Annotated in this window: 10 protein-coding genes; 2 read left to right on the top strand and 8 right to left on the bottom strand. The window is 46.2% G+C overall.

Going from position 1 to position 12420, the window contains the following annotated elements; all coding sequences use genetic code 11:
- Positions 1–46: 46 nt before the first annotated feature.
- Positions 47–655, bottom strand: coding sequence for an ATP-dependent Clp endopeptidase proteolytic subunit ClpP (gene clpP, locus IQ257_RS01795; protein WP_193875076.1), 609 nt, complete (start codon positions 653–655; stop codon positions 47–49).
- Positions 656–739: 84 nt separating this feature from the next.
- Positions 740–1315, bottom strand: a complete 576-nt coding sequence (locus IQ257_RS01800) for a sporulation/spore germination protein (protein WP_193875074.1) — start codon at positions 1313–1315, stop codon at positions 740–742.
- Positions 1316–1960: 645 nt separating this feature from the next.
- Here IQ257_RS01800 and IQ257_RS01805 point away from each other — a divergent pair.
- On the top strand, positions 1961–3253 hold the full coding sequence (locus tag IQ257_RS01805; RefSeq protein ID WP_193875071.1) for a hypothetical protein: 1293 nt from the start codon (positions 1961–1963) through the stop codon (positions 3251–3253).
- Positions 3254–3423: 170 nt separating this feature from the next.
- Here the strand turns inward: IQ257_RS01805 and IQ257_RS01810 are convergent, their stop codons facing one another.
- The 5 genes from IQ257_RS01810 to IQ257_RS01830 all read right to left on the bottom strand — a co-directional run bounded on the left by IQ257_RS01810 (position 3424) and on the right by IQ257_RS01830 (position 9361).
- Positions 3424–3999 carry a hypothetical protein gene (locus IQ257_RS01810; RefSeq protein WP_193875069.1) on the bottom strand — a complete coding sequence of 192 codons (576 nt, stop codon included), beginning with the start codon at positions 3997–3999 and terminating at the stop codon, positions 3424–3426.
- Between the two features lie 108 nt (positions 4000–4107).
- Positions 4108–6450 carry a nitrite/sulfite reductase gene (locus IQ257_RS01815; RefSeq protein WP_193875067.1) on the bottom strand — a complete coding sequence of 781 codons (2343 nt, stop codon included), beginning with the start codon at positions 6448–6450 and terminating at the stop codon, positions 4108–4110.
- A 162-nt stretch (positions 6451–6612) separates the two neighbouring features.
- Positions 6613–7347, bottom strand: coding sequence for an NUDIX hydrolase (locus IQ257_RS01820; RefSeq protein ID WP_193875065.1), 735 nt, complete (start codon positions 7345–7347; stop codon positions 6613–6615).
- Positions 7320–7910 (bottom strand): nicotinate-nucleotide adenylyltransferase, encoded by a 591-nt coding sequence (locus IQ257_RS01825; RefSeq protein WP_193875063.1) that lies wholly within the window; start codon positions 7908–7910, stop codon positions 7320–7322. The genes IQ257_RS01820 and IQ257_RS01825 overlap by 28 nt, the downstream gene beginning before the upstream one ends.
- A gap of 80 nt (positions 7911–7990) precedes the next feature.
- Complete coding sequence (locus tag IQ257_RS01830; RefSeq protein ID WP_193875061.1) at positions 7991–9361, bottom strand: nicotinate phosphoribosyltransferase; 1371 nt, start codon at positions 9359–9361, stop codon at positions 7991–7993.
- A 528-nt stretch (positions 9362–9889) separates the two neighbouring features.
- Here IQ257_RS01830 and IQ257_RS01835 point away from each other — a divergent pair.
- Positions 9890–10045 carry a hypothetical protein gene (locus IQ257_RS01835; protein ID WP_193875059.1) on the top strand — a complete coding sequence of 52 codons (156 nt, stop codon included), beginning with the start codon at positions 9890–9892 and terminating at the stop codon, positions 10043–10045.
- Positions 10046–10728: 683 nt separating this feature from the next.
- Here IQ257_RS01835 and IQ257_RS01840 read toward each other — a convergent pair.
- Complete coding sequence (locus tag IQ257_RS01840) at positions 10729–12171, bottom strand: YcjF family protein (protein ID WP_193875057.1); 1443 nt, start codon at positions 12169–12171, stop codon at positions 10729–10731.
- Positions 12172–12420: the final 249 nt, after the last annotated feature.

Consider the following 12420-nt stretch of genomic DNA (forward strand, 5'->3'; position numbering starts at 1 on the left):
CCTTGTCCCCTTGTCCCCTTGTCCCCTTGTCCCCTTGTCTCACTCCCTAACCAACACCTACAGGAGTTCGCGTGGCTGAAGGACGCCGCTCGATCACTTGGTCAATTAAACCGTAGTCCTTAGATTCTTTAGCTGACATGAAAAAGTCGCGTTCTGTATCTTCCTCAATCCGCTCTATGGGCTGACCGGTGTGGTCTGCCAAAAGTTGGTTGAGCTGTCGCTTATGATAGAGGATCTCTTTGGCTTGAATTTCGATATCGGTTGCTTGCCCTTGAGCACCACCCAAAGGCTGGTGAATCATAATTCTGGAATGAGGTAAGCTCATCCGCTTACCTTTAGCACCAGCACTAAGCAAAAAGGCTCCCATACTGGCAGCTAAACCGACACAGATTGTGGAGACATCTGGACGGATTTGATTCATGGTATCGTAAATACCCATGCCTGCCGTCACAGAACCTCCTGGAGAGTTGATGTAGAGGTAAATGTCTTTGTCTGGGTCGTCTGCTTCTAAGTACAGAAGCTGGGCAACGATGAGGTTAGCCAAGTCAGAATCAACCTGTTGTCCCAGGAAGACGATGCGTTCCCGCAAAAGACGAGAGTAGATGTCAAAGGCGCGTTCGCCACGACCAGATTGTTCTATAACTGTAGGAATCATGCGGTAAGAGCTCAAGCTGGTATTTTTCTAGATTGTAGCGATTGACACGCGGCTATTGTCGGATTAGCTCAAACCCATAACACTTCATAAATAAATCTCTTGTCCTTGTTCGGTAAAGCGAACCTCTTTAATCTTGAGCGGAGAATTCTCGATTAGGGTTTTGCGCAAGCTACCAAATAAGGCAAATCGTTCGCAGGTAGAGAGGGAGGCAAAGTGTCGCCGGGAATCTGGAGACAGGCGCAAATCGATGGTAGCGACACCACTGCTGGAATTGAGGTTGACACGATAGCCTGCTAGCTCGAAGTCGCTGGAGTTCACTTGCTCTAGGACTTTGCCGACAGCGGCATTGGCAGAATTGGTAGTGGGAACGTCTACTTTTTCAGGGATTAACGTCTCACACTGACTGTCGGCTTGATAGATGCTGAGGGTAACGGTGTTCGCAGGATTCTGAGTGACAGATACTGGAGAAGAGTTAGATTTATCGATGACTGAGGCGTTCTGATTTGGGGTGATTGATGGGGTTGGATTAGGATTAGTTGCTGTCGGCGGCAGTTCAGGGGCATTTCCACTCCTGCTAGTTGCAAGTAAACCCCAGCTACTAAACCCCGCAAGTATCATGCTGGTGACTATAGGAATTAAATAGGATTTAAGACTATTCATATCGGATGGGTTGTTGCCTCTGGTAGATGTTCATTTTTTAGGATTCGAGGCAATGAGCGACTCATCCGGATAGGAATTGTTCTTGGGGAAATCTGTTATCCGGGAGATGAGGAGATGGGGAGGATTAATTGAAATGAAGGAAGGTGAAATGAATGAAGGAGAAGTAACGATAACTGCCACTAATTATAGAAGTCGCGTAATCACCAATATAAAATCGGGACAAAGGCATAGATGATGGGGTCAAATGGCTAGACTAATGCCTCCCTAAAATCAAAGATTTGATGAACTTCATGAGTTTCTAGCTGAATCACCTCAGATTTGTGCCAATAATAGAAGTAAGGAATTATGCGGGAACTCTACAGCTAGAGTTAAAAATCCACTTCTAATTTTTACGGAGACTTGATCAGTCTCTCGATTTTCTATGCCGTGGGTAGTGTAGCTGTGTCCCAAAAGCTTAAGGGTTGTATCTAATCAGGTATTCAGGATTTTGCATCTCATCCATTAGTAAATCGAGGTTCATTACTGCCTTACTAAGTTTTGGCTGGAACCTTGTAGAGACATTACCTACAACGTCTCTAATCCAATGCTTAATCAACACTACAAATTTCAGGGGTAAATTACTTTGTCTACCCTTCAAGGGATTTCATGAAAGACCCTATTATCTTGCGACACAAACATACATTATCACCAATCACCGCTATTTATTGGAAAGATTTACTTTATCGCGTCAGCAAGATTGGTACTGAACTGGAAGTGGCTTGTCCAAAGGGGTTAGAATGCTCCATCTTTGAAGAAGTGGTACGCCAAGACTTAGAACCGTCCCATGATTTTGAACGACTGGGAACCTATGGCGTCATGGATGTCATACCTGAACACTGCGGCATTGAGATTCGGGTAATTGGTCGGCAACCTTACTTTCGTATCTTACAGCAGCAGTATAGCCAGATCATCGACCGACTAGAAGCTAGAGATGCACGCCTCAAAGCCACTTGTGGATTACACTTTCATTTGCTAACTCCAGGTTTAGCCGAACCCGTTCCCGAAATCATTCTTGCTAATCTGTGGAATCTGATACGTCGCTATGCTCCGGAACTGAAATTTATCACTAGTGGCGGTGACAAACGAGAAGCCCTTTGCCGCCGCCGCAATCACAACAGCCATTTAGAAATGGTGCATCATTCCCCTGGAATGACGAGTATGGCTGAGATTCAAAAACTACTCAAGCAAAGTCATAGAGTACCGGAGCATCAAAACTTCCTCAATTTAGAACATCTCAGCTTTACTGAAACCGGAAACGTACTCCCCTTTCACCTAGAGTTTCGTTTCCCTGATGCTGATTTCTCGCCAACTTCAATAACAGCCAAGACTTTTTTGTTTCTGGCAATGCTCCTCAAAGCCGTAGACTTAAGTCAATATGGGGTGATTCATGTCGGTAAAATCAGTTCTTGGCGACGCAAAATTAAATTGCTGAATATGATTAGCAACAACAAGGGCAATCTAGCAAACAGCGACACCAGTGCTGTTACTGATGAGATCATCGAGGAATTGCGCCAGGGAGCTTATGAATTGTTGGACTTGCTAGCTCCTACTTTCAGTCGTTTTACAGACAACCCAGCTTTAGATGTGTTAACGGCTTTAACGGAGCAACCTATCTCTCTGCTGCGCTGTGCCGGTTACAGTTGGGATGAAATTGAAACGCTATTAGCCAGTCGAGCGGCATTAGATGAAGTTGGACTCGATGAAACCGACCGTCGTTTAATGCAGTGTATCGAGCTAGGGGAGTGGGCAAATCTGTCGTCGGTTGATGCTTGGCGCTGGTATGCTGCCCGCGAACTTTATCTTACACCACAAAACCTTGAACTTCGCTTAGAACGGTTGGCAGCTTTACGAGGTATTCGCTGGGATATTCGCCAAGGGGCAATGGTCTTTACCAGTTAATAGACATAAGAAATAAGTCAGTTCATAGTTGGCACAAAGCGTGCCTCAAGCCCTAAAGCGCTGACTACGAACACTTAAGTCAGTGCCATTGCTGTACAAAGAATAATGAAACTCCCGAAGTTTCCCCACACCCCTCCCCAGTAACCTTATATTTGTGTCAAGCTACTTACCTAGGCAGCTTGGGCTAAAGTTGCGAGATTCACCGAATTTTCTACCTGAACGACAGCCGTTAAGCGATCGCGCGGATCGTTTTCCAGACGAGTAATTGAAACCGATTGTCCTGGATAAAGTTCAGCGGCTGCTGCTTCTAAATCAGGTTTGAGGGCAGCAAACGCTTCGTCTGTGTTGGGTGCTTGCAAGCGATCATTCGCCATATAAACGAATTTTCCACCCTCTAAGCTCAGTTTTCCTGTAACCCGGTTATCGGACTCTAGCAAAGCCCCAAACGTTGCGGTTGCCTTGGCGACATTTAAAATGCGGTCTTTATGGGTTTCACCTTCACCTAATTTACGTTGAGCATACAGACCAAATTGACCATTAGCATGATCCATCGCGTAATTAATTTCATGGGTAATTAGCATAATACCGGGACCATTAGGCACATGGCGATAATCAGCGACATCAATCAACGTACCTTTCAGCTTTTGTCGGCGAATCCATTCGTGAAAAATTTCGATAAAGGTTGTTTCGTCAATGTTGGTTTCCGGACGAACAAAGAATTTAATGCAAAAACGATCAAGATTCATTCTTTCTTCCTTCAAGTTTTTCTGAGAATTGGCGCGTTGCAGATTGCCATTGCACACACTCCCCAACACGCACAATTCACTTTACAGATGCACTAATTTGATAAGCTGCTATGAGCCAGCCACCTGCATTTGCTGCTCTATCAGCCATTTACTGAAGCTAACGGGAGTAGTAACACCCGCCTGCACCATGCGAGTATTGCATTCATGAGCGGCTTCAATAAACAAACGAGCTTCTTCAATGAGTTGTCTTGTTTGATCGAGGTTCTTAGCCTCGTGGCGTTGCTCATAGGTATTGAACAAATAGCTGGCAAATTTCCCTTTTGCAAAGGGGTCAAAGAATAGCTCAGTATCGTAGAAATAGGTGCGGAACTCGTTAACAATTACATCTGGCTCATTGGTAATATCTATGTTCTGCACTTTCAGCAACGCCTGAGCTGCACTCAACATCGCTTCTAGCGCCTTCTCTGCCGCTTGCTGCACGTTCCCATTGTTGGAATTGCCTTCTAGCAGCAGGGTGGCATCAAAGTAAATACTTTCTGCCGCTGCTACACCAAAATCGGTTAAGGAAACAACTTCTCCGGCACATTCACCCACTCCAATGTCACCGATTGTAAATTCACGGGCATCGCCCCAATCAGTGTAGAAGGATTTATCAACGGCATAGAGTGGCACTTTTGTAAAGGGCTGTATTTGGTCTTTAATTTCCTTTTTACCAACGCGGTTTACAAATTGGGGAAATTTTTCACCGTTTTGGCGTTCTCGCAGATACTTATCGACCAAAAATTCTACTACCTCTGGCACACGCTTGGAGGGAATTACACCTAAGGATTGTCCATATTGAGCGGCATTATTATCCCATTCACCTCCGAGGATGAGATGGAAGTGAGGCACCCGATGGCGATCAACCAGACGGTTTGAGCCGTAGAAGCCAATTTCGGCAACCATTTGTTGACCGCAGGAGTTGAAACAACCGCTGACTTTAATGCGAATATCTTTAACGGCGGCATCGTACTGCCAACCTTTAACCGTTAAGCGATCGCGTAATTCCCCAGCTAAACCGCGAGAGCTAGAAATACCTAACTTACAGGTATCTGTACCGGGGCAGGCAGTAATATCGACAATCGAGTGTGCGCCCGCCCCATGGAGATTAATCTCTTTGAGTGCTAGATAGAGAGCCGGTAAATCTGCTTCGTGAATCCAACGCAGCAGGATATTTTGCTCTACCGTTGTGCGGATGGTGTCGCGGGTAAAGCGACGGGTAACATCAGCTAAACCGCGCATTTGTTGGGAGGTTAAATCACCTAAAGGGAGAGCGATCGCTACACAAACAAACCCCCCTTGCCGTTGGGGATACAAATTAGTCGATTTCCACTGAGCAAAGGCTTCTGCATCCTCACCCAAGTCAATGGATTGTTCGGCAGACACAGGCTCCGGCAATCCGGCTTCTTCAAAGGTTGATAAACTGTCTAAGAATTCCGTCCATTTCGGGTCATGCTCTAAAGCGGCTCGTTCTTCTTTCACTAAGCGACGGAATTCTTCAATTCCTAACTTAGTAACGAGAAACTTAATCCGCGCCTTATTGCGATTTTTCTTTTCACCCAAGCGAGCATACACCCGCGCTACAGCTTGAGACAGGGGCAGTAATTCTTCGGGGGGGACAAACTCATCCAGCAGTTTAGCCAGATGGGGAACCGCACCTAATCCACCTCCCACATACATCTCAAAGCCTTGTTGCTCCACACCATCCACCGTCCGGGTTGTGGCAATCAAACCCATATCATGCATATAGGTTAAACCACAAGGATGCTGCTTACAGCCAGAGAAGGCAATCTTAAACTTCCGTCCAAAGTCTTGTACATCTCGGTGTCCCAAGAAGTAACGAGTCGCGGCATCAGCATAGCCACTGACATCAAAGGCTTCATCGTGGCAAACGCCAGCGAGAGGGCAAGCCGTGACATTCCGCACCGAGTTACCGCAAGCTTCACGAGTGGTGATACCCACAGCCGCCAAACGCCGATGCATATCTGGGGTATCCTCGATGGAAATAAAGTGAAGTTGAATATCCTGACGGGTGGTTATGTGCAGGATGCAATCAGAATACTCTTCCGCCACATCTGCCAGCACTTCCATCTGTTCAGCCGTCATTCCCCCATAGGGAATTTTGATGCGCTGCATCCCCGGCGCTTCCCATTTAGTTTCGGGTCCTTTCGTTAAGTCTCGATGGGGGAAGGGAATTTCTTGAGACTGTTCACCATCGTATCGGAAGCCGTTGTCATAGCGCTGACCATAGGCACCCCGACGCAGCCGTAACTCAGCAAACACTTTCTCATCCAGCTTTCCCTGGCAGCGTAAGGTCATTTGGGTTTCAAACAGATCAATCTCCTCCGCCATCTGAGTGGGAATTTTCTCGGCTAGGACGGCTTTCCACGTTACATTTTGTTCAGTTGTCATGTCAGAATCCTAAGGAAACGTTACTAAGAGTTGGGGCTGGTCGGATTAATTGGGACAATCAATCATCTTCCTACCTATCCCTACTAGTTCGATCGGATTTTTAATTTTTTTTTACAGTTAAAGCTTAGTGGAGAGTGGGGAGTAGTGCTTTCGGGATTTTTTTTAAATAAACACTAAGGGTTTATTCTTCAACGGCGCAAACGCTTCCGAGTCGAAGCGGTACAAACTCGCTGGACGTCCCGCCCCTCGTGATACCTTCAAACCTGTATCTGCCAAAAAACCCAGCTTCAAGAGGCGCGTGCGGAAATTGGAATAATCGGAGAAGTTTTCCCCCAAAACGGTCGTGTAAAGCTGATAAAGGTCGCCGAGGGTGAATAGTTCCGGCAGTACGTCAAAGGCAACGGGGCTGTATTCTAACTTATTGCGTAGTCGCCGATAGCCGTACTCTAAGATTTGATTGTGGTCAAAGGCAAGCTGGGGTAACTCGGTGACAGGATACCAGGCAATACCGCTGACTCCCTCAGCAATTAATTGGGCTTCTTCAAACCGGACTAGGGCAAAGTAACTGACTGATAGGTAGCGGACGCCAAAACTGTCCGGTGATTCTCGTGGGTCACGACCAGGACCGCCGAAGGTGTACAGTTGCTCTAGGTATAAGTTATTGACCCGGATTTTTTCTGCTAAGATGCGATGTGCGGCATCTTCTAAGGATTCTCCATTGCGCACCAGCGTCCCTGGCAAACTCCATTGAGCTGAGAACGGTTCGTCTTGGCGCATCACCAACAGCACCAAGACACGATTTTGCTGGGTATCGACCGAGAAAATAACGTTATCAACTCCGACTTTGAAATCGGCTAACGCTGGTTGGTTTACCTGCTTGGTGCCGCGTTCTGGCATTCGTACAACTGCTCTTGATGGATGTAGTCCTCAACGGGAGGCGTCAAGACCTCAGAGTCTCCTTTTTCACGATACTCTGTAGAAGACACTGCCGGAACTTGCAGATCGGCGACTTCTACACGAGCACCTAGCTGCCTCAACCTCTGGATATCTTCGTCGTTTATTTCATAACCCGGACGCGGGACTACTAGCAACTGCACTTGTGCTAACAATTTTTCAACTTCATACCACTTGGGCAACTGACTGACTAAATCCGAACCAATGATCAAGGTGTACTCGACTTCCTCTCCCCAAATTTCCTTGGCTTTCTTGACGGTTTCCAGAGTTCTGCCACTGCTGAGTTCTTCGTGCAAAGCGATGTTGTTTTGAGGTGTATCAATTTCGGAAATTAAGACTCGCAACATCCGCTTACGGTGTTCAAGGGGGGTTTGGTGAGATTTAAAGGGATTATCTGACGCCCAAGCTGCTATCCCATCATAGCGATCGCACAACCACTTGAGAATGGCTTTGTGTCCTGCAGTCGGTGGATCGGCACTAGTACCAAAAAGTGCAATGGTGTTCATAAATTAATGATTTAGGGGAATGGGGAGTAGGGAGTAGGGAGTGCTAAAACTGAACCTGTGCAAGGGGTTTAATTTATCTGTTATTCCTCTTTCAATCTCTGTTCAACCTCTGTAGTAAGCTGTTGCAAGGTGTCAGAGATTTCTACGGAAATGGGTATTGGGTCGTGTAATTGGCGAGTTTGGGGGGGAAGACTGGCAACTGAGGCAGTGGTGCGATCGCTAATTATTCCCAAGGTTTCAGGTTCTCTCACGGGTTTACCCTGTTTCATTACCAACTCCAACAACGACTGTTCCTCACTAGTGGGGGCTTCTGACGTTATACCCAGTCGATCTGCTTGAATGAGGGATGTACCTTTTTGGAAGCGCCGAAACACTTGCTTGCAACCGGGATAGGTTTCTTTACTACTCGACTGCTTCATTGTCGGAATGCCATCAATATCTACTAGTTTGTAGACACCGTTCACGGGTTTTCCTGTCACCAGTCGCGTACCAACGCCATAACCATCAACAATACCACCCGCCCCTTTAATCTTGGCAATTTCCCATTCATCCATATCACCACTAGCAAAGATTTTCGCATCCGGCAGGAGCGATCGCACTTCTTTCGAGAGTGTGACTATATCTCCTGAATCCAGGCGCACCCCTGAAACCTGCGTTTGACCTGCCTTTACCTTTTCTGCCAGACCCTTGGCAGCGGCAACTGTATCGTAGGTATCAATTAACAAAGCCGCTGTGGGAAAATAGCGCTGGAAGGCTTCAAAGGCTTCATCTTCACTGCCAGAGATTGCCCCCAATGCCATCACCAGGGAATGAGCCATGGTGCCACTTGGCTGACTGCCTAATTTCAGCGCTGCCAAAACATTGGAGGTAGAATCAAACCCGGCGGCTAAAGCTGCTCGTGCTGCCCACATAGAACCCTGAGGGCTAAATGCTCGTCGGGTGCCAAACTCCAGTAATTTAGTGTCTGCACCGGCGATATCTCGCATTCGAGCGGCTCTCGTTGCAATTAAAGTTTGATAGTTAATGGTATTGAGAATATATGTTTCTACCAATTGAGCTTGCCACAGAGGTGCCTCTACCCGTAACAGAGGTTCGTTGGCAAATACAGCCGTTCCTTCTGGCACTGCCCAGACATCACCAGTGAAGCGTCCCGATTCTAGCAACAACCAAAAGCGATCGGGTACTTGCTCGAAAATTCCCGTTGCCTGTAACGCCTGAATCTGAGCCTGAGAGAACTGTAGCTTCTCTAGATAATCCAGCGCTTGTGCCAATCCCATGGCAATCAGGTAGCCAAAGCCACTGGGAAGCTTGCGCACAAATAGCTCAAAGCTGGCTCGTCGTTCCTCTAGACCTTCGCCAGTGTAACAAGCTACCATCGTCAGTTGGTAGAGATCGGTCAAAAGGCTGTATTCTTGTGCATCAAGGGTCAATTCTTGGTCTTCATGGTTCATAACGCTGCTGGAAGAATGCTTCCTCACTAGCCGTCTCTAGCCGGACTCATTGTAGAGTCCAGTTGGAGGAGGTGGGTTGATTGCTTCAATTATAGTAGAATTCACCAAAACTAATCCACTGAACTCAAGCTATAAATTTCTGTATCTCTGACGTGTCTGAAGAATAAGGCAGTCTGAGCTAGCGATTTAGAGAATTAATTGACGCTAAACCTGGATCAAAACAGTCGCTTGAGTATTTGGTGCGATCGCTTTCTAAATTAGAGCCTAAATCTGCTAAGATTTACCGACGATCAGAAGCAGAGCATCGTTACAAATTGTTGTAAAAGCTCAAAAATGTAAAAGAAAGTTTATAAGTTTGACCAATTATCTGACTTTTAGCTGGATTGTAAGAAAAGTATTGCAAACATAAACAAAAAAATATTGCAAAGTCTCTGCATTCTAGAGAGGCTCCCTCATAATTAAAGTGGATTGAAGAATTCAGTTATTCACTGTCACTTGTCGATCGTCACTTTATCAGGAGAGGCTAGTATGAGTATTTACAAATGGTTAGACAGCATTAGCCAGTATATCTCTGAAGCCGTAGTCAGAATTTTCGGTCCCACCGATGATGCTTATCCGATTACTGGCGTGCAACCCTTCAGTGGTGAACTCTTACACAAAAAGAGAGGGGCAGCAGACTGGTAGATAGTCACAGGACTAGTTTTCCATTACGTTTCATGGGTTAATCGGGCTAAATAAGTTGGTGGAGATACGTTTTTGTTTCTCTACCGATTTTTGCTGTCTATAGCGTTTCTCTATATGGTGAGGTACACCCTGATGAAGGTAGGGAGTAGGGAGTAGGGAGTAGGGAAAGGGACTGTACCTCATGTAAATGAGAACCGCTATATATAATTCCTATGAAAACAAAACCCTGAATCGATAAAAAAACAGGGTTTGAGTTTTGTTTTTAACAATAGCTTTAGACCACTGGCATTTTAACGTCTACCACCTCAGACCGCTCTGATGAGGAGTTTAGTCCCCCTTTGGTAGTAACAAAGTGAAGGAAGCGACAAAAACTTCACACCGCCTTTAGCCAGCTATTTATTGACACCGTTTGCACATCTGACGTCGCTCTCCTTCGATGCGCAGCTATGGGACACAGCGGCAGAACCCCCATCCAGTGTGTTTTTTCTTGTATCAGGTTAGTGACTAACCTATTTATCCCTATGACTAGGGTGACAAAGGAGCATACTATGCTACTAGCCTATACAAATAGACCTACTTGTCGATACTAAAAATAATGCCATGAAAGTGATTATTTTTTTTTTACAAGATATGAAGCATTATTTCTGTAGCTCCTGGCTTTCAGTCTGTGGGTGTGTGTTGGCTTACAAAGGAGTTGGTTCAGCTTGAGCAGATTCCGATCGCAACCGCCCCAGAGCTTGCTTGACAAAACCCTGTAAGAATGCCCTCCGCTGATTTTCTTGGAAAACCTTTTTCAGTTTCTCAGCGACGCGCTCAAGATTCAACGGTTGACTCGTTGCCGCATTTGCGCCAATCTCTTGCTCTTGAAAATACTCGATTAAGCTCAAACCCGCTAATCGAGTGAGATAGGCAGCACTAACTCCCTGCACAACTCCTCCAGCCACGTAGGTAAAGGCATTGCTCTTAAGAATCCCCCCAATAGTTTGCGTAGAAAGCTCCACCAGACCTAATTTAAACATCAAACTGCCTAAGGTTTGAGCCGCTGACTGGGCTTGGGAGAGAGAAAATTGTTGTTGGTAAATCCCGCCTAATTCAATCACCAACTGGGTACTAATCGCAGCCGTTGCTAATAAATCTAGCGCTGGCACTGGGTTGGCAAAGGCAGTGGCTCCAGCAATCCACTGATATTGTTCAATAAGGGGTAAAACGCGATCGCGTCTGGCTTGATTTAACTGTGCCTTCGCCTCAGCTTTTAGCGCTGATGCTGCTCTCACGGTACTTGCCCATACTAATTGTTGCGCTTCTTGAGTGAAGATTTGACTGATTCGCTGAGTCAGTGCCGTTAAATCGGGCGTTTGCTCCTCCATCCATTCTTGTAGCGAAGCATCTGGCTGATGCTGGCGTACTTTTACAGGGGCGGGGGATGCTGAAATTTCAACGATATCGTCTGCTGGTAATAGTTCCGACATCCGCTGTCGCAATTGTTGCAAAATAAGCGCTCGATCTGTGGGTAAATACTGGTCTTGCTTGTTAAGAACTACCAGAGTCCGCTGATTTACTGCTTTGAGTTGTTGTAAGGTTTGAAATTCCGTATCGGTGAGATCGCCAGTGATGACGAATAAGACTAAATCTGAGTCAGGGATAACTTCTGGAGCTTGATTACTCACAAACAAGGTGGGTGTATCTTGCAGGTTAACGCTTTGGGACTGCTGGGGCAACCAGTCAGACTGCAACACTTTCACCAAATGGGTTTTACCAACTCCCTTACCACCTACAATCGCAACTTGGAGGTTCTGCCGCTCTAATTCTGCCGTGAGTTGGGCAAGCTGCTGTCGTAATTGCTTTTGATCGCCTATTTCAATTTCTACTAAATCGATAACTCTCTGGGTTTGAGCGATCGCCTGTTCTACCGTTGCTCGCTCTAGGGGTGAAGATAGGGGTGATAGGTCAATTTTACTAGACCCGCGCTTCTGAAAGAACCACAACCCCGTACCGAGTGCGATCGCTCCGATTACTCCAACTTCATCAAACTGGGCTACTGATTCGTGAATGCCTTGCAACATCCACAGCCCAAATGATAAACCAATACCGCCCACTAAAATAGGTCGCCGCAACTGAACAGCCATATCTCTCTTGTCAAGCGTACTTTCATTAAGATACCGTTTTTGGAGGTTGAATCGTTTACATAGTAGTGCTTTTTGCTATGTTATAGCCAAGTGCTGAGTACTTTTCCAGTGGTTTCAAGCCTTTGAGTATCAACACTGTCCTATGAAGTACCACACAGATACTTTGAAGGCTTATATCCAACGTTTTTGCGATCGCGCCAACAGGATTGATTGAGATAGGCTGGCATTACTGACGGCGAAATGAAATAC

The sequence above is a fragment of the Coleofasciculus sp. LEGE 07092 genome, assembly GCF_015207375.1.
In the GTDB taxonomy this organism is placed as follows: Bacteria; Cyanobacteriota; Cyanobacteriia; order Cyanobacteriales; family Coleofasciculaceae; genus LEGE-07092.